This is a genomic window from Micrococcus cohnii, from assembly GCF_014205175.1.
GTDB lineage: Bacteria > Actinomycetota > Actinomycetes > Actinomycetales > Micrococcaceae > Micrococcus > Micrococcus cohnii.
Genome location: NZ_JACHNA010000001.1, coordinates 1,300,955 through 1,318,351, shown reverse-complemented (window position 1 = coordinate 1,318,351; position 17,397 = coordinate 1,300,955). Strand labels below are relative to the sequence as shown.

The following is a 17,397-nucleotide window of genomic DNA, read 5'->3' as shown; positions in this document are numbered from 1 at the left end:
CGTCATGTCGGGGCCGGGGCGGCCGAGGCCTCAGCGGGCCAGGACCATCTCCTCGTCGTCGGCCATGATGTCCAGGCGCGCGGCGTCGTAGCGCTCCTGGTCCAGGATGCCCTCCTGCTTCGCCACGAGCGCCGGGATCAGCGCCTGGCCGGCGACGTTCACGCCCGTGCGGCCCATGTCTACGATCGGGTCGACGGCCAGCAGCAGCGCCATGCCCTCCAGCGGCAGTCCCGCGGTGGAGAGGGTGAGCGTGAGCATGACCGTCGCACCGGTCGTGCCGGCGGTCGCCGCGGAACCGAGCACCGAGACCAGCACGACGAGCCCGTACTGCGCCAGCGACATCTCCACGCCGTAGAACTGCGCGACGAACACAGCCGCCACGGCCGGGTAGATCGCGGCGCAGCCGTCCATCTTGGTGGTCGAGCCCAGGGGCACGGCGAAGGAGGCATAGCCGGTGGGCACGCCGAAGTTCCGTTCGGCCACGCGCTGCGTGACCGGCAGGGTGCCGATGGAGGACCGGGAGACGAAGCCCAGCTGGAACGCCGGCCAGACGCCGGAGAAGTACTGCTTCACGCTCAGGCCGTGAGCGCGGGCCAGCAGCGGGTACAGCAGGAGCATCACCAGGGCCAGCCCGAGGTAGATCGCGAGGACGAACTTCGCGAGCGTGCCCATCGTCGTCCAGCCGTAGGAGGCGACGGCGTTGCCGAGCAGGCCGACGGTGCCGATCGGGGCGAGGCGGATGATCCACCACAGCACCTTCTGGATGATCGCCAGCACCGAGCGGGAGAACGAGAGGAAGGGCTCGGCCTTCTCGCCGACCTTCAGCGCGGCCACGCCGATCGCGATGGAGATGACGAGCACCTGGAGCACGTTGAAGCTCGGCGCCGACTCGATGGCGCCGGCCTCAGCGGCCGAGTGGACCTCGAGGCCGAGGAAGTTGGCCGGGATCAGACTCTCGAGGAAGTCCCACCAGCCGACCTCGCGGGCCTCGAACCCGCTGGGTGCCTGCTGGCCGGTGCCGACGCCCGGCCGCACGAGGGTGCCGACGGCCAGGCCGATGAGCACCGAGGCCAGCGAGGTGAGCGCGAACCACAGCAGGGTCTTCGCGGCCAGTCGTGCGGCGTTCGTCACCTGCGCGAGGTTGGCGATCGAGGCGACCACCGCGAAGAACACGAGCGGGATGACGGTGGCCCGCAGCAGCGAGATGTACGAACTGCCGATGACCGCGAGCGTCTCGCCGAGCCACACCGGGGTGTCCTCGGTATGGCCGAGGGCTCGGGCCAGCAGTCCCAGCAGGACGCCGGCGATCAGGGCCAGCACGATCTGCGGGCCGAAGCGCGTGTACCAGGGGGAGCGTGGGGCGTCGTCGGCGGGGCGGGCAGGCGCATCGGCGCCCGTCCCGGCGGCGGAGGAGGGTCGAGTGATCATCGCAGGAGCGTAGGTCCGCGGCTGTGACGAAGGGAATCTGCGTGACCTCCCGTGACAATTAGACTGTCCGACAACTCGTCCACGCCCCCTCGTCTGAAAGGCCTGCATCATGAGCAACACCTCCCACGGCCCCTCCGCGGATCCGGTGGCCACCGCCGCGGACCCGTTCGGCTTCCACGGCCTGACCTACGACGACGTCCTGCTGCTGCCCAATGCCACGGACGTGATCCCGGCCGAGGCGGACACCTCGACGCAGCTGACCTCGCGCATCCGCCTGAACATCCCGGTCATCTCCGCGGCGATGGACACCGTGACGGAGGCTCCGCTGGCGATCGCGATCGCCCGCCAGGGCGGAATGGGCATCATCCACCGCAATCTCTCGATCCAGGACCAGACCGAGCAGGTGGACACCGTCAAGCGCTCCGAGTCGGGCATGATCATCGACCCGGTGACCGTCGGTCCGGACGCGACGCTCGAGGAGCTGGACGAGCTGTGCGCCCAGTATCGGGTCTCGGGCCTGCCCGTCGTTGAGGCGGACAACACGCTGATCGGCATCATCACCAACCGTGACATCCGCTTCATCGACCATGACGAGTTCGCCACGCGCACCGTGCGTTCGGCGATGACCCCGATGCCGCTGATCACCGGCCGCGTCGGCATCTCCCGCGAGGAGACGATCGCCCTGTTCTCGAAGCACCGCATCGAGAAGCTGCCGCTGGTCGACGACGAGGGTCGGCTGACCGGTCTGATCACCGTGAAGGACTTCGACAAGGCCGAGAAGTACCCGGACGCCGCGAAGGACGACGACGGCCGCCTGCGCGTCGGCGGGGCGGTCGGCTTCTTCGGCGACGGCTGGGAGCGCGCGATGGCGCTCGTGGAGGCGGGCGTCGACGCTCTCGTGGTGGACACCGCGAACGGCCACACGCACGGGGTGCTGGACATGATTGCGCGGCTGAAGAAGGAGAAGGCTGCCGCGCACGTCGACGTCATCGGTGGCCAGGCGGCCACCTATGCGGGCGCGAAGGCGATCGTCGACGCCGGAGCGGACGCCGTGAAGGTCGGCGTCGGCCCGGGGTCGATCTGCACCACGCGCGTGGTGGCGGGCGTGGGCATGCCTCAGATCACCGCGATCTACGAGGCGGCCAAGGCGGCCCGTGAAGCCGGGGTCCCTGTCATCGCCGACGGCGGCCTGCAGCACTCCGGCGACATCGGCAAGGCGTTGGTGGCCGGTGCCGACTCGGTGATGCTCGGCTCCCTGCTGGCCGGCACCGCGGAGTCGCCCGGCGAGCTGGTCTTTTACCAGGGCAAGCAGTTCAAGGCCTACCGCGGCATGGGTTCGCTCGGCGCGATGCAGACGCGCAACGGCAAGCGCTCGTTCTCCAAGGACCGCTACTTCCAGGCCGATGTGCCCAGCGAGGACAAGCTGATCCCCGAGGGCATCGAGGGCCAGGTGCCCTACCGCGGACCGGTCGCCTCGGTGCTGCACCAGCTGGTCGGCGGCCTGCGCCAGACCATGTTCTACACCGGCGCGGGCGATGTCGCGCAGCTCAAGGAGAAGGGCCGATTCGTGCGGGTTACCCCGGCCGGGCTCAAGGAGTCCCATCCGCACGACATCATGATGACCGTCGAGGCGCCGAACTACCGTTCGCGCTGATCCGGCGGGGGCATAGCGACGCCCCGCCCGCGGCCCCGTGCCCGGTGCTCCGTTCAGGAGCGCCGCGCGGGGCCGTTGGCGTGTCTGGACTACCCTGGTGGGGTGACGAATCAGATCGAGATCGGACGTGGCAAGCGCGGACGCATGGCGTACGCCCTGGATGACGTGTCGGTGGTCCCCGCCCGCCGCACGCGCGACCCGCGGGACGTGAGCCTGCAGTGGCAGATCGACGCGTTCCGCTTCGACATGCCGGTGATCGGCGCGCCGATGGACTCCGTGATGAGCCCGGCCACCGCGATCGCCCTGGGCCGTCTGGGCGGTCTGGGCGTGCTCAATCTCGAAGGGCTGTGGACCCGTCACGAGGACCCGGAACCGCTGCTGGCCGAGGTCGCCGCCATGCCCGACGAACCGGGTAGCCCCGCCGTCACCCGCCGCCTGCAGGAGATCTACTCCGCGCCGGTGCAGGCCGAACTGATCACCCGTCGCCTGGCTGAGATCCGTGAGGCGGGCGTGACGGTCGCCGGCTCGCTGACCCCGCAGCACACCGTCGAGTTCTACCGCACCGTGCTCGATGCGGGGGTGGACCTGTTCGTCATCCGCGGCACCACCGTCTCCGCCGAGCACGTCTCCGAGACGCAGGAGCCGCTGGACCTGAAGCAGTTCATCTACGAGCTCGACGTGCCCGTGATCGTCGGCGGGGCGGCCGGCTACACCCCGGCTCTGCACCTGATGCGCACCGGCGCGGCCGGCGTGCTCGTCGGCTTCGGCGGCGGCGCCTCCACGACGACGCGCCGTTCGCTGGGCATTCGCGTGCCCATGGCGACGGCGATCGCGGACATCGCCGAAGCCCGGCGCGACTACATGGACGAGTCCGGTGGCCGCTACGTGCATGTGATCGCCGACGGCGGCGTCGGCACCTCGGGCGATCTGGTGAAGGCGCTGGCCATGGGGGCGGACGCGGTCATGCTCGGCGCGGCCCTCGCTCGTGCCGAGGAGGCGCCCGGCGGCGGCTGGCACTGGGGTGCGGAGGCCGCCCACCACGATCTGCCGCGCGGCCACCGCACCCGCGTGGGGCAGGTGGCCCCGCTCGAGGAGCTGCTGTGGGGCCCGGGGCACCACACCGACGGCACCTCGAACCTGCTGGGCGCCCTCAAACGCGCCGTGTCCACCTCGGGATACACCGAGCTCAAGGACTTCCAGAAGGTCGAGGTCATCGTCAACCCCGTCTCCCGGAGCTGATCCGACCCGGTGCTCAAAACCGCTCTCAAACCCTTCTGGCTGGCCATGCTGGCGTTGGCCCTCGTGGCCTCCGGCGTGTTCGTCTGGTTGTCGAAGTGGCAGTTCGAGTCCGCCGAGACCGTGGCCCCGCCGCCTCGGACGCAGACGGAGAACGCCGTGGAACTCACCGAACACGTGCGCCCGTTCGAGCCACTGCTGGGGACGCAGGTCGACCAGATCGTCTCGGCCCGCGGCGAGTTCCTTCCGGGCACGGACGTGCTCGTGGGCCCTCGCCTCGACGAGGGAGAGAAGGGTTACTGGACGGTGACGGCGTTCGCGCCGGCTGACGCTCCCGACGGTGAGATCGTGCCCGTGGTGCGCGGTTTCGCCGAGGACCCGTCCGTGAGCGAGCCGGCCCCCGAGGGCGAGGTGACCGTCACCGGTCGCATCCTGCCGCCGGAGGGTCCGCAGCCGCGGACCCGGGACGAGGGTGCGGACCGCGCGCCGCAGCGGCTGCACTACGCCTCGCTCGCCCCGAGCCAGCTGACCAATGTGTGGGACCGGCCCAGCTACGCCTCGTTCGTCGCCGCGTTCTCCGTGGTGGACGGCGCGGGCGAGGACGTGTCCGTCCGGGCGGAACCGGGCGGGCTCGAGCCGGTGTGGGTGCCGCCGCAGCCGCAGGAGACGTCCATCGTCTGGATGAACGTGTTCTACGGGATCGAGTGGATCATCTTCGCCGGGTTCGCGCTGTTCCTGTGGTGGCGGTTCCTGCGCGACGACCACCAGCGCGAGCTGCGTGAGGCCGAGCTCGACGCCCAGTGGGAGGCGCAGTGGCGGGCCGAGGAGCTCGCGCGGCGCCGGGAGGCCGCCGCCCGCGCCAAGGAGCAGGCCCGCGCCGCCGCCGAGGCGCACCGTCGCCGCGCCGGCGACGACTGAGAAGATCGAGGAGACGAGAATGCAGAACACAGAGCCGGTCGACCCCGACGCACTGCCCGACCCGGAGGACATCACGGAGGACGACCTGCCGCCGGCGCCGCCGCGTCCGGGCCGCAGCCGGCGCCGCTTCGGTGGGACCGAGTCTCAGATCCGCTCGGCCAAGCGGTTCTTCACGGTGTGTGCTTACATCACCGGCGTCATGCTGCTGCTGCTGGTGGCCGAGATGGTGTTCAAGTACGGCATGGGCACGGAGCTGTTCGCCGGCGGCACCACCGCCGAGGGGGAGCCCAACACCCTCTCTCTTCAGCCGGAGAAGTCCGTCGTCGGGGGAGTGAACCTCTCGATCGCGGTGCTGATCGCCCACGGCTGGATGTACGTGGTCTACCTGCTGGCCGGCTTCCGCCTCTGGACCCTGATGCGCTGGGACGCGGTGAAGCTGTTCGTCATGGCCGGCGGCGGCGTCGTGCCGTTCCTGTCCTTCGTGGTGGAGAAGCGGCTCGGGCGCCAGGTGGAGAAGGAGCTCGCCGAGCACCCCGAGGCCGCGCGTCGTTACTGATCTCACGGGCGCCGCGCGGCGCGGCGACGCTGGACTATCCTTGATCGGGTGACTGACAACGCCCCCCGCGAGGACCACTCCGCGAACTCCCACGACACCGCGCTCGCCGAGGTCATGCCCACCGTGCTGGTGCTGGACTTCGGCGCGCAGTACGCCCAGCTGATCGCGCGCCGCGTGCGCGAGGCGAACGTCTACTCCGAGGTGGTGCCGGCCTCCACGCCGGCCGCCGAGATCCTGGAGCGTCGCCCTGCCGCGCTGATCCTCTCCGGCGGCCCGTCGTCCGTGTACGAGGACGGCGCGCCCCGCCTGGACCCCGCCCTGCTCGAAGCCGGTGTGCCCGTGCTGGGTCTCTGCTACGGATTCCAGTCGATCGCGCACGCCCTCGGCGGCGTGGTGGCCAAGACCGGCACGCGCGAGTACGGCTCGACGACGCTCGAGTCCCTCGTCTCCGACTCCGTGCTGTTCGACGGGCAGGACGACGACCAGGTGGTCTGGATGTCCCACGGCGACGCGGTCACCGGCGCCCCGGAGGGCTTCACCGTCACCGCGACCAGCTCGGGCGCGCCCGTCGCCGCCTTCGAGGACCGTGAACGGCGCATTTTCGGCGTGCAGTGGCACCCCGAGGTCGGCCACTCCACCCGCGGCCAGGAGGTGCTGGCCAACTTCCTGCACAAGGGGGCGGGCCTGGGCTCGGACTGGACCGCCGCGAACGTCATCGACGAACAGGTCGAGCTGATCCGTGAGCAGATCGGCGACGCCCGCGCGATCTGCGGCCTCTCCGGCGGTGTGGACTCCGCCGTCGCCGCGGCGCTCGTGCAGCGTGCGATCGGCGACCGGCTCACCTGCGTGTACGTCGACCACGGACTGATGCGCCAGGACGAATCGGCTCAGATCGAGAAGGCCTTCGGCGAGTCCACCGGCGGGGCCCGTCTCGTCATGGTCGACGCGCGCGAGGACTTCCTGAACGCGCTGGCCGGCGTCACCGATCCGGAGGCCAAGCGCAAGATCATCGGCGAGCGGTTCATTCGCACCTTCGAGAAGGCGCAGGCAGACATCATCGCCGAGTCCGCCGACGACCCGAACGCCCCCGAAGTGCGCTTCCTCGTGCAGGGCACCCTGTACCCGGACGTCGTCGAGTCCGGCGGCGGAGACGGCACCGCGAACATCAAGTCCCATCACAATGTGGGCGGCCTGCCCGACGACATCGAGTTCGAGCTCTGTGAGCCGCTGCGCGCCCTGTTTAAGGACGAGGTCCGTGCCGTCGGCTCCGAGCTGGGTCTGCCCGACGAGATCGTCTGGCGCCAGCCGTTCCCGGGCCCCGGCCTGGGCATCCGCATCATCGGTGAGGTCACGGCCGAGCGCCTGGACCTGCTGCGCCGCGCCGACGCGATCGTGCGCGCCGAGATGACCGCCGCGGGCCTGGACCGTCAGATCTGGCAGTGCCCGGTGGTGCTGCTGGCCGATGTGCGCTCGGTCGGTGTGCAGGGCGACGGCCGCACCTACGGTCACCCGGTGGTGCTGCGCCCCGTGACCTCCGAGGACGCCATGACCGCGGACTGGGCGCGGCTGTCCTCGGACCTGCTGGCCCGCATCTCGAACCGCATCACCAACGAGGTCGACGGGGTCAACCGCGTCGTGCTCGACGTGACGAGCAAGCCCCCGGGAACCATCGAGTGGGAGTGAGCGGCCGAACCGAGCGAAAGGACACACCAGCGTGAGCGAGCAGCAGTTCCCACGTTTCGCACGCCTGCGGGCGGGCACGACCGGCTCTGCGGAGTCCGAGCGTCCCGATCCCGCCGCCTGGGTGTCCTCGCTCGGCTCGGGAGCCGAGAACGACACCATGCTGCGCTTCGCCCCCTCGGAGCTGAACAGCATCGACGTCACGCACGGCAACACCTCGGGCCTGTCGCAGCTGATGCTCGGCCGTCGCACACGCATCTCGACCCTGCTCAGCGACGAGGCCGCGCGTGAGCAGGCCCTGCACGTCTCCCTCGACCTGCGGGCCAAGGTCCGCGAGCTCTCGGAAGAGCGGGGCATCGACGTCGGGGCGCTCGCGGTCGGCGTCGCGTCCTGGACGGCCGTCGAGGACGGTCGCCGCGAACGGCGCTCGGCGCCCGTGCTGCTGGCCCGCTTGGCGCTGACGATGCGCCGCGGTGCGCGCGGCCGCGACGAGATGGAGATCCAGATCGTCGAACGGGCCCAGCTCAACCCCGCCCTCGTGCGCAACCTGGCCCGTCACCACGACATCCATCTGGACCCCGAGCGCTACCAGCACGCCGCCTACGCGATGGCGCGCCTCGAGCCGGGCCCCGCGCTCGCGCTGCTGCGCGAACAGGCCGCCGGGCTGAACGACCTGCAGGTGGACGAGCGCCTGCTGGTCTCCACGTTCGCCGACCTCGGCGACACCGCCCGCGTGCCCGAGGACCTGAGCACGCTGCCCGTCGTTCAGGCCCTGTACGACGCCGGCACCGGCATGGTGCCCCGTCCCGAGCCGCTGGGCGACAGCGGCGCCGGGCCGCTGGACGAGCGCGCCCCCGAGGACGAACGCCTCGTGCTCGACGCCGACGCCTCGCAGCAGGCGGTGCTCGACCACGCGCTCGCCGGTCGCTCCCTGCTCGTGGACACCGCGCCGGGCACCGGGCAGACGCAGACCGCCGTGAACCTCGCCGCCGGCCTGGCCTGGCAGGGGCGCCGGGTCGTGGTGGTCTCCGAGCGCTACGCCGCACTCGAGGACGTCCACGCACGGCTGGAGACGGCCGGGTTGCGGGAGATCTGCCTCGACGTCCCCGCCCACCCGGATCCCGAGCAGCTGCGCCGCCAGCTCGTCGCCTCCGTGCTGCGCGCCGAGCGCGCCGAGGACCCGCAGCCGCAGACGATGCACGCCCAGCTGACCGAGGCCCGTCGCCGGCTCGACGAGCACGTCGGCTCCCTGCACCACGTACGGCCGCGCTGGGGCTGCTCGCCCTACCAGGCGATGCAGGCCCTGGCCGCCCTGACCTCGCTGCCGCAGCCGCCGGCGACCACCGTGCGCCTGCGCCGGTCGGTGCTCGATGCGACGGTGAACCGCCAGGCGATCGGGGAGATGCTTCTGCGCGCCGGCACGCTCGGCGCGTTCGCCGCGGCCTCCACCGAGTCCCGCTGGTTCGGCGCCCGCGTGCGCAACGTGCAGGAGACCGAGGCCGCCTCCGAACTGGTCGAGCAGATCTCCGAACAGCTGGTGCGCACCCGAGGCACGGTCGAGTCCGCCGCGCGCGAGGTCGGCCTGCGTTCGGGTTCCACGGCGGCCGACTGGGCCGAGCAGGCGAACCTGTTCGGCGCGGTCCGCGAGAGCCTGGGCACTTTCCTGCCCGAGGTCTACGACCGGGACGTGCCCGGGATGGTCGCCGCGACCGCCTCGAGCGCGTGGCGGCGGGCCAACCTCGTGGAGATGTCCTCGGTCGCTCGCTCCCGGATGCGCCGCGCCGCCAAGGAGGTGGTGCGCCCGGGCGTGCACCCGAGCGACCTGCACGCCGCGCTGACCGAGGTCGAGGATCAGAAGCGTCGCTGGGACCGCTGGTCCGTGGACGGCGTGGGTGAGCGCATCGCCGCGCCCTCGCGGAGCGACGCGATGGTCGAGGAAACCTCCCAGCTGCTGGAGATGCTCGAACGGCTCGAGGGCGTGCTCGCCCCCGAGCAGGTCGACGGGGCCCCGCTGGCCCAGCGGGATGTGGACGAGCTCGCCGCGCTGGTGGACGGGCTCGTCGCCGACCGGGACACCCTGGCCTCCCTGCCCGAGCGGACCCTCGTGCTCGACGAGCTGCGCGAACGCGGTCTGACCGAGCTGCTCGAGGACCTGCACCGACGCCAGGTGCCGACCGGCGCGCTGGTGACCGAGCTCGAATTGGCCTGGTGGCAGTCCGCCCTCGAGGCGATGATCTCGGGCGACGACTTCTTGGCCATGATGGACGGGGACTCGCTCTCCGGCATGGAGGCCGCCTTCTGCCGCCTCGATCGCGGGCAGATCGACTCCGGCCCCGCCCGCCTGCGCTGGGCGCTGACCCGCCGCTGGCAGGAGGGGATCCGACAGTACCGGGCCGACGCGTCCGTGCTGCGGAACCTGCTGCGCCAGGGAACACCGACCGTCGGGTCCCTGGCGACGATCACGCCCGAGCTGATGCAGACGCTGACCCCGGTGATCACGACCTCACCGATGGCGCTGACCGAGTTCCCCGACGACTGGTCCGCGGACGTGGTGATCCTGCTCGAGGCGGAGAGCACCTCACTGGCCACCGCCATGGGCGCGCTGACCCGGGCGCCGCAGGTCGTCGCGTTCGGCGACCCCGTACTGGGCCGGCCGCAGCCGTTCCAGGTCTCGGTGGACCCGACCGCGACCGCCGGCCCGCTGCGGCCGCTCACCTCGGCCCGGGACGGGCTCGCCGACGTGCTGCCGCGGCTCATGCTGCACACCGTCCACCGGGGGCTGGAACGCACGCTGGTGCGCCTGATCTCGAATGCCGCGTACGAGGGAGCCCTCGACGCCGTCCCGGCCGCCGGGGAGCTCACTGGGCGCGATCGCCCGGTCACGGCGCGCTACCTCGAGGACGGCACCGGCATCCCGCTCACCGGCGGCGACGCGGTCGTCTCCACGGCGGCGGAGGTGGGGGCCAGCGTCGAGGCGGTGTTCGAGCACATCCGCCACCGCCCGGATGAGTCGCTCGCGGTGATCACCGTGTCGGAACAGCATGCGCGCAAGGTCGCTGCCGCGGTGCAGGCGACCGCGGCGAAGAACCCGTGGGCCGCCGAGTTCTTCGCCCGGGGTCGGGGCGAGGACGACGCGCGTGAGCCGTTCGTCGTGGCCCCGGTGGTGCGCGCGGCGGGCATCGTGCGGGACGCCGTCGTGGTGACCCCCGGCTACGGCCGCACCCCGCACGGCCGGGTGGTGCACCATTTCGGTGCGTTCTCCGAGCATGACGGTCGCAGCATGGTGGCCCTCGCGTTCACCCGCGCCCGTCGGCGCATGCACCTGGTGTCCGCGCTGCGGGCCTCGGACCTGGACCCGGAGCGGCTCGAGGGCGGTGCCCTGGACTTCTACCGGATCCTGCAGGCGTATCTGGGGGAGCCCGCGCGGCCGCCCCAGACGACGCTGCCGAACCCGCTGGTCCAGGACCTCAAGGATCGGCTCGACCAGCACGGTGCCGGTGTGTGGCCGCTGTACGGCGGGCAGATCGACCTGGCGGCGTGGCATCCGCGCCGCGGCGCCCCGCTCGCGCTGACCGCCGACGGCTCTGACTGGTACGCGCAGCTGCCGGTGCGCGAGCGGACCCGCACGCGCGTCGAGCAGCTGCACGCCCGCGGTTGGCAGACCGCCACGATGTGGACGATCGACGTGTTCGCCGACCCCGAGACCCTCGCCGACCGGTACGCCGCGACCCTGCGGCTCGACGAGCCCGACGAGGAGGAGTTCGACGAGAGCGGAGCCCGATGACCGAGGCGGCAGGCGGGGACACGTCCCGGACCGCGCCGGTGCCGGACCGTCCTGCGCCGGCCCGGCGTCGCGGGCCGCGGCGTGCCGATGCCGCAGGAACCGGGCCCGGCGCCGCGGACGGCCCGGAACCGCGCCTGGAGCGGCTCCTGGGCGTCGCATCACCGGCCGATGAGGCAAGTCCGGTGCGGTCGGGCGCGGGGGACGGCGAGGGGGCCGAGGCCGCGGTGACCGACGACCGGGGCCGCTGGCTGCTGCGCGAGCGGCCTCCGCACTGGGGCTGAGCGGGTCGGGAGCTCAGTCCGAGGAGCCGGTGGACCCCGAGCCAGTGGACCCCGAGTCGGAGGAGCTCGAGCCGGAGGAGGACGAGGTGCCGCCGTCGGAAGATCCCGCACCGGAGGCGCCTGAGCCGGAAGAGCCGGAGGAATTCGAACGCGAGTCCGTGCGGTAGAAGCCGGAGCCCTTGAAGGTGACGCCCACGCTGCCGAACTGTTTGCGCAGCGTGCCGCCGCACTCGGGGCAGCGCGTGAGCGAGTCGTCGGTGAAGGACTGGACGACGTCGAACGCGTGGGTGCAGTCCTTGCAGCGGTAGGCGTAGGTGGGCATCGCGGGGACCTCCGTGGGGCAGGGCGGACGGCGGACAACGCCCGGCACCGTGGCAGGCCCGGGCCGGACCGCACAGGATCTTAGCGGCTGCCGGGCAGAGGGCGTCTGCACATGTGGAGCCCGGCGGCGGTCGCGACGGCGTCGACGGGTCGGTCCGTCGGCTCGAGCGGCAGCGAGCCGGCCGGCAGCAGCTCGTCCTCGAAGAGCACGGCGACGGTCGGCACGCTCGGCGGCAGCGCGGCCAGCACCCTGTCGTAGTAGCCTCCGCCCTGGCCGAGACGGGCCCCGTCGTCGGTGACGGCGAGTCCGGGCATCACCAGGGCCGCGGCGTCGGCGAGAGCGTCGAGGCCGTGGCGGGGTCCGATCGGCTCCTCGACCGGGGCCAGGCGTGCCCGTCGCGTGGCCGCATCGGGCCGCCAGCGCACCCAGCTCAGGCGTCGCTCCGGCTCGATCACGGGGACGAACACGTCGGCGCCCGTGTCGATCAGCCGTCTGCGCAGCCCGGCGGTGTCCGGCTCGCTCGGCATGGACAGGACGGTGCCGACCGCCGGTGCGTCACCGGCGGCGACCCGTGCCCGCACCCGGGGTCCGAGCCAGGCCCAGAGGTGCTCGACCGCGGCCCTGGACTGCCGCTCGCGCTCCTCGGGGCGGATCGCCCGACGAGCGGCGCGCAGGCGCGTCCGCTCGGCCTGCTTCGCGGCGGCGATGTCGGCGGCGGGGCGGTCGGCGCTCGGCCGGGCCGGATGCGGGGAGGACGGGGAGGGGACGTTCACCCTGCCAGGGTACGAGGCGGATCCGGCTCCGGTGGCCGGCCCGTGCGATCATCGAGGGCATGTCCGCGCTCGGTCCTGCCTCCTCCCTGCATTCGCCGTGGCCGGCCGTGCTGCGGCACGACGTGCTCACGGTCCGGCCGCTGCGGTTCCGGGATCGGGCCGCGTGGCAGGAGCAGCGCGCGAGCAACGCGGACTGGCTGACGCCGTGGGACGCGACCAGCCCGCACCCGGGCAGCGGTCCGCGGACCTTCGCCCAAATGGTGCGCTGGCAGCGGCGGGCGGCCCGGCAGGGGAGCGGGTACACGTGGGGCATCACCCTCGACACGGATGCGCCCGGACGCGACCGCCTCGTCGGGCTGGTGAGCCTGGGCGGGATCCAGTACGGGTCCGTGCTCTCGGGTGCGATCGGCTACTGGATCGACCGCCGCGTCGCCGGACGAGGACTCACCCCGGTCGCGGTGGCGCTCGTCTGCGACTGGGCGTTCGTGATGGCCGGGCTGCACCGCCTCGAGATCAACGTGCGGCCGGAGAACACCGCGAGCATCCGGGTGCCGGAGAAGCTCGGCTTCCGCCGTGAGGGACTGCGTGAGCGCTACCTGCACGTCGCCGGCGACTGGTGCGACCACCTCGCCTATGCACTCACGGTCGAGGAGAGCGGCGACGGGGTGCTCGCCCGTCTGCTCGCCACGACGCCGGGGCGGGGACCGACATCGCCCCGGCCGCCCGCCTGACACTCTCGTGAGTGTGGTGGGACACGCCACGCAGCCGGCGCAGTCCGGGCCCGTGCCGCCGGTAGTCTGGTCGGTATGGAGGCCCTCAATGAGCTCGCCGCACGCCTGTCCGCCGTGCTGGGTCTCGTCGGCGACCTCCGCGTGAGCACCTCTCTCGTCGTGTTGGCCCTGGTCCTGTGGTTCGGCTGGCGGCTGCTCGCCCGCGGCCGCGGCACGGAGGACCGACTCGACGAGGCCGAGCCGCATCTGCCAGCCGACACGCGGACCGCCGCGTCGTCGACGCCCTCACCTCAGGAGACCGTCGTGCCCGACCGCACCGCAGACGTCCGCCCCGCCGACTCCGCCGCTCACCCCGAGATGGCCCCCACCGGAGCCGGCGACGGCTTCCGTGTGCGCTGGGACCGCACCGCCCTCGCCCTCGGCGCCCTCGTGCTGCTGACGACGTTCCTGGTGGCCGGCGTGGCCGCGGCATTCGGCGCCGGGACCGGGGTCCTGGCCGGGTGGAGCCTGGTGGGCGCGCTCGGGTGCGTCGCCGGGCTGCGCGTCCTCGCCGTGCGCGATCGGCGTCGACGTCCGGCAGGCGCGCCGGCGCAGCAGGCCGTGGCCGAGGCCCAGCCCGAGGCCGACTCCAGGCCCGTGCGGCGCCGGGTGACCGACGTGTTCGACGCCGGCGCGCACGAGGTGCAGCAGCGGCCGACGACGCCGACCGGAGAGTCCTCCGCCCCGAGCGCGTCCGTGGCCGGCGGGGCCCCGACGCCCAGGCATGCCGCCGCGACGACCGGGGAGCCGATGGCCGCGCACACGCCGAACACGGGCTCGGCGGCCGCGGCCTCAGCGGCCGGATCCGCGCGGGGCGCCGCCCTGAGCCTGCCCCGGCCGGCCTACCTGGACGCGCCCGAGGTCGTGCGTCCGGCGCCCCGGCCGATGCAGGACGAGGACGAGGACAAGCGCGCGAGCGCCGCCACCCGGCTCAAGGACGGGGTCTCGGCCGAGTATCGCGAGCGCGTCCTGGCCCGGGCACGCATGACCGCCGAGGACGACGAGGCGGCCCGCAGCGAGCAGGTCGCCGCGCTCGACCTGGACAACGTTCTGGCCCGCCGTCGGGCCGGCTGACCGCGCCCACCGACCGCAGGCGCCCCTCGCCGGGGCGGCTCAGCCCTGTGCGTCCGTGTAGTCCTCGGGGGCGACGAGCCGGTACCCGACGCCACGGACCGTCGCGATTCGGCCGGGGCCGATCTTCTGGCGCAGATACCGCACGTAGACGTCGACCACGTTGGAGCCGGGGTCGAAGTCGTAGCCCCACACCGCGTCGAGCAGCTGCTCGCGGCTGAGCGCCTGCCCGGGGTGGCGCAGGAACTCCTCGGCCAGGGAGAACTCCCGGGCGGAGAGCTCCACGGCCCGGCCCGCGACCCGCACGCGGTGCGCGAGCGGGTCCAGTTCCAGGTCGGCGTGCCGCAGCACCGGGTCCGGGACGGACTCCTCGGGTGCGGCGGGGGCGGAAGCACGCAGCCGCAACCGCACCCGCGCGAGCAGCTCGGCGAAGCGGAACGGCTTGGACATGTAGTCGTCGGCGCCGGAGGTGAGCCCCTCCACCGTGTCCTGGGCGGAGGACCGTGCGGTGAGGATGATGACCGGCACGGTCGGGTCTTGCCGACGCAGCCGGGTCAGCAGTTCGAAGCCGTCGACGTCCGGCAGGCCCAGATCGAGGATGATCAGCTCGAACGCTCCGGTCAGGGCCAGCCCGAGACCTTCGGCACCGGTCGACGCGCACGTGACGGAGAAGCCCTCCGCGGAGAGCCCCTTGGAGACGAATCGCTGGATCCGCGGTTCGTCCTCGATCATCAGGATGGGGGTCATGGCTCAGTCCTCCTCGTCGTCGGTCGGCAGCGGCGGTGTGCGGTGCAGAGGCACGGTCACGGAGAACAGCGAGCCCATGCCGGGCACCGACTGCAGGTCGACCGTCCCGCCGTGGGCCTCGGCGATCGCCGCGACGATCGTGAGCCCGAGCCCGGACCCGTCGGTCCGGCAGACGGTGGAGCCGCGGCTGAAACGCTCGAAGATCCGTTCCCGGTCCTCGGGCGCCACACCGACGCCCTCGTCACGCACCCAGAGCCGCAGCGAGCTCTCCACCACCGACGAGCCCAGGTGCACGGCCGTGCCGGGCTCGGAGTAGCGGACCGCATTGGAGGCCAGCTGCAGCCAGGCCTGCGTGATCCGCTGAGCGTCCAGGGAGGCCGTCGTGCGGGCGACGGCGTCCAGCCCCCAGTCGCGCTCGCCGAGCTGCGCCGCCTTGCCGAACACCGTGTGCGTGAGGTCCTCGACGTCGACGAGTTCGGGCTGCACGAAGTCCGGGCGAGCGGACTTGGCCAGCAGGACCAGGTCGTCGACCAGGCGACGCATCCGCGCCAGCTCGTCGAAGCACACGTCGGTCGACTCGCGCACGTCCCGAGGGTCGTCGGCGTCCATGACCTCGAGGTTGCCCTGGACGATCGTGATGGGCGTGCGCAGTTCGTGCCCGACGTCGTCGATGAGCTGACGCTGCGAGGCGAAGGAGTCCTGCAACCGGTCCAGCATCGCGTTGACGTGGTGGCCGAGCGCGGCGACGTCGTCCTCACCGCGCACGTGCACGCGGTCGTCGAGGTCGGCCTCGGAGATGCCGCGGACCGTGCTGCCGAGGGTCTCGAGAGGCTCGAACGCCCGGCGCAGCACGAACCAGCCCAGCAGCAGCGCGATCAGCACGGACAGGGCCGCGGCCACGAAGTAGCCGGCGAAGTTCCGGTTCAGCTCGGCCCGCTCCGCATCGAGGTCGAAAGCCACGAGCAGGGCACCGCGGTCCTCCTGCTCGGGGCCGCCCACCGGCACGATGGCCGCTCGGTACTCGGTGGTGTCGGTCTGGGTCGTCTCAAGCCGGACGGCGCGGCCGCCGGTCTGTTCGGCGGCCCAGGCAACCAGCTGGGGGTCGTCCTCGAGCCGCAGCTTCACGGCGCTGTTGGCCCCGAGAGTGGCACGCCCGTCCTCAAGCCCGAGGATGCCCTCGTTCTCGACGGGAAGGGTGCGGAGCATGGCGACGCGGATCAGCTCGTTCGCCGAGGAGATCGGCTGCCCGGTCTCTGGGACGACTCCGTCCTCGGCGAGCATCTGGATCTCCGTGACGGTGCGGTTCAGGGCCTCGTCGATCCGCTCGTACATCGCCGCGCGGTTCAGCAGGTACGCCGTGATCCCGGAGAGCACGAGGGCGCCGACCGTCACGAGCGCGAGCAGGAACGTCAGGCGCACGCGCACGGGGGTGCGCCGCCACCGGCTGCGCAGCCCCGTGCCCGGAGAGGTCTCAGTCGTCGTCATCGTGCTCGTCTTCCGGCTCGTCCTCCAGGTCGTCGTCCTCGTCGTCGAGGTCGTTGTCCTCGTCGTCAAGGTCGTCGTCATCATCATCGTGCACGCCGCGAACCGGAGCGGACTGTCCGGGTGCCGCCGTCGGGCTGGCGACCAGGGTGCTCGGGGCGGGGGCCGGCACCGGGCTGGGGCCGGAGCGCGTCGGCCGGCCGGCATCCGAGGAGGCGGCGGGCGCGGGACGAGGTGTGGACGAGTCAGGGGCGGGGGCGTCCGGGGTGGAGGCGGAGTCGGCGGAGGGTGTGCGCTGTGACGACTGCGGCTCGGGCGCCGAGGAGCCGGTGGCCGAGCCGGGGCGTTCCGCGGGCGAGGACGCGTCCGAGGCGGAGCCGGAGGACCCGGAGGCCGAGGAGGACGGGGCCGCGGAATCGGAGGCCGAGGAAGCAGAGGAAGAAGAAGCCCGGTCCGAGGGCGTCGGGCCTGACGACGCGGAACCGGACTCGGCGGAGGAGCTGGGTTCGGCGCTCTCGTCCGAAGTGCTCGAGCCGATCCGAATCTGCGGCCCGAGTTCTGAACCGCCGGGGCTGGCGCTGTGCGCGGCGAGGGCGATCGCCCCGACGACGGCGATGAGCATGGCGACCACGGCGAGCCGGAGACCGGCGCTGGAACGAGCGGACATGCCTGAGATTGTGGCGCGTACGGATGAC

General features: G+C 72.5%; 14 protein-coding genes. 8 read left to right on the top strand and 6 right to left on the bottom strand.

Translation table 11 applies throughout. The annotated features are described in order from the left end of the window. Positions 1–30 precede the first annotated feature (30 nt). A complete protein-coding gene (locus HDA30_RS05945; RefSeq protein WP_158496627.1) occupies positions 31–1,428 on the bottom strand; it encodes a dicarboxylate/amino acid:cation symporter in 1,398 nt (465 codons plus the stop codon). A gap of 109 nt (positions 1,429–1,537) precedes the next feature. Between HDA30_RS05945 and guaB the strand changes: the two genes are divergently transcribed. From guaB to HDA30_RS05915, 6 genes are all read left to right on the top strand, one after another. Continuing rightward, positions 1,538–3,082, top strand: coding sequence for an IMP dehydrogenase (guaB, locus tag HDA30_RS05940; protein WP_184241388.1), 1,545 nt, complete (start codon positions 1,538–1,540; stop codon positions 3,080–3,082). A gap of 102 nt (positions 3,083–3,184) precedes the next feature. Continuing rightward, positions 3,185–4,321 (top strand): GuaB3 family IMP dehydrogenase-related protein, encoded by a 1,137-nt coding sequence (locus HDA30_RS05935; RefSeq protein WP_184241387.1) that lies wholly within the window; start codon positions 3,185–3,187, stop codon positions 4,319–4,321. Between the two features lie 9 nt (positions 4,322–4,330). Next, a complete protein-coding gene (locus tag HDA30_RS05930) occupies positions 4,331–5,236 on the top strand; it encodes an SURF1 family cytochrome oxidase biogenesis protein (RefSeq protein WP_184241386.1) in 906 nt (301 codons plus the stop codon). A 19-nt stretch (positions 5,237–5,255) separates the two neighbouring features. Beyond that, complete coding sequence (locus HDA30_RS05925) at positions 5,256–5,792, top strand: DUF3817 domain-containing protein (RefSeq protein WP_184241385.1); 537 nt, start codon at positions 5,256–5,258, stop codon at positions 5,790–5,792. Positions 5,793–5,840: 48 nt separating this feature from the next. Further along, positions 5,841–7,475, top strand: coding sequence for a glutamine-hydrolyzing GMP synthase (guaA, locus tag HDA30_RS05920; protein ID WP_425488389.1), 1,635 nt, complete (start codon positions 5,841–5,843; stop codon positions 7,473–7,475). Positions 7,476–7,506: 31 nt separating this feature from the next. Beyond that, the gene (locus HDA30_RS05915; protein ID WP_184241384.1) at positions 7,507–11,256 is read left to right on the top strand and encodes a hypothetical protein; all 3,750 of its coding nucleotides are present in this window, start codon (positions 7,507–7,509) and stop codon (positions 11,254–11,256) included. A gap of 294 nt (positions 11,257–11,550) precedes the next feature. On the opposite strand, the gene HDA30_RS05910 is transcribed toward HDA30_RS05915, so the two are convergent. Together HDA30_RS05910 and HDA30_RS05905 are read right to left on the bottom strand one after the other, a co-directional pair. Beyond that, positions 11,551–11,859 carry an FmdB family zinc ribbon protein gene (locus HDA30_RS05910; protein WP_184241383.1) on the bottom strand — a complete coding sequence of 103 codons (309 nt, stop codon included), beginning with the start codon at positions 11,857–11,859 and terminating at the stop codon, positions 11,551–11,553. 80 nt (positions 11,860–11,939) lie between these two features. Beyond that, positions 11,940–12,632, bottom strand: coding sequence for a 5-formyltetrahydrofolate cyclo-ligase (locus HDA30_RS05905; RefSeq protein ID WP_184241382.1), 693 nt, complete (start codon positions 12,630–12,632; stop codon positions 11,940–11,942). Between the two features lie 59 nt (positions 12,633–12,691). Between HDA30_RS05905 and HDA30_RS05900 the strand changes: the two genes are divergently transcribed. Together HDA30_RS05900 and HDA30_RS05895 are read left to right on the top strand one after the other, a co-directional pair. Further along, a complete protein-coding gene (locus HDA30_RS05900; protein ID WP_184241381.1) occupies positions 12,692–13,363 on the top strand; it encodes a GNAT family N-acetyltransferase in 672 nt (223 codons plus the stop codon). A gap of 75 nt (positions 13,364–13,438) precedes the next feature. Next, positions 13,439–14,476 carry a hypothetical protein gene (locus HDA30_RS05895; RefSeq protein ID WP_184241380.1) on the top strand — a complete coding sequence of 346 codons (1,038 nt, stop codon included), beginning with the start codon at positions 13,439–13,441 and terminating at the stop codon, positions 14,474–14,476. 39 nt (positions 14,477–14,515) lie between these two features. On the opposite strand, the gene HDA30_RS05890 is transcribed toward HDA30_RS05895, so the two are convergent. The 3 genes from HDA30_RS05890 to HDA30_RS05880 are packed head-to-tail and all read right to left on the bottom strand — an operon-like array spanning position 14,516 to position 17,369. Continuing rightward, positions 14,516–15,220, bottom strand: a complete 705-nt coding sequence (locus tag HDA30_RS05890) for a response regulator transcription factor (RefSeq protein WP_184241379.1) — start codon at positions 15,218–15,220, stop codon at positions 14,516–14,518. 3 nt (positions 15,221–15,223) lie between these two features. Beyond that, positions 15,224–16,705 (bottom strand): sensor histidine kinase, encoded by a 1,482-nt coding sequence (locus HDA30_RS05885; RefSeq protein ID WP_221419050.1) that lies wholly within the window; start codon positions 16,703–16,705, stop codon positions 15,224–15,226. After that, positions 16,692–17,369: a hypothetical protein gene (locus HDA30_RS05880; RefSeq protein ID WP_184241378.1), complete on the bottom strand. Its 678-nt coding sequence runs from the start codon at positions 17,367–17,369 to the stop codon at positions 16,692–16,694. The genes HDA30_RS05885 and HDA30_RS05880 overlap by 14 nt, the downstream gene beginning before the upstream one ends. Positions 17,370–17,397 lie beyond the last annotated feature (28 nt).

Coding starts and splice junctions, on each gene's coding strand:
- HDA30_RS05925 (WP_184241385.1), top strand. CDS start 5,256: ATGCAGAACACAGAGCCGGTCGACCCCGACGCACTGCCCGACCCGGAG.
- HDA30_RS05900 (WP_184241381.1), top strand. CDS start 12,692: ATGTCCGCGCTCGGTCCTGCCTCCTCCCTGCATTCGCCGTGGCCGGCC.
- guaB (WP_184241388.1), top strand. CDS start 1,538: ATGAGCAACACCTCCCACGGCCCCTCCGCGGATCCGGTGGCCACCGCC.
- HDA30_RS05895 (WP_184241380.1), top strand. CDS start 13,439: ATGGAGGCCCTCAATGAGCTCGCCGCACGCCTGTCCGCCGTGCTGGGT.
- HDA30_RS05910 (WP_184241383.1), bottom strand. CDS start 11,859: ATGCCCACCTACGCCTACCGCTGCAAGGACTGCACCCACGCGTTCGAC.
- HDA30_RS05890 (WP_184241379.1), bottom strand. CDS start 15,220: ATGACCCCCATCCTGATGATCGAGGACGAACCGCGGATCCAGCGATTC.
- HDA30_RS05885 (WP_221419050.1), bottom strand. CDS start 16,705: ATGACGACGACTGAGACCTCTCCGGGCACGGGGCTGCGCAGCCGGTGG.
- HDA30_RS05945 (WP_158496627.1), bottom strand. CDS start 1,428: ATGATCACTCGACCCTCCTCCGCCGCCGGGACGGGCGCCGATGCGCCT.
- HDA30_RS05880 (WP_184241378.1), bottom strand. CDS start 17,369: ATGTCCGCTCGTTCCAGCGCCGGTCTCCGGCTCGCCGTGGTCGCCATG.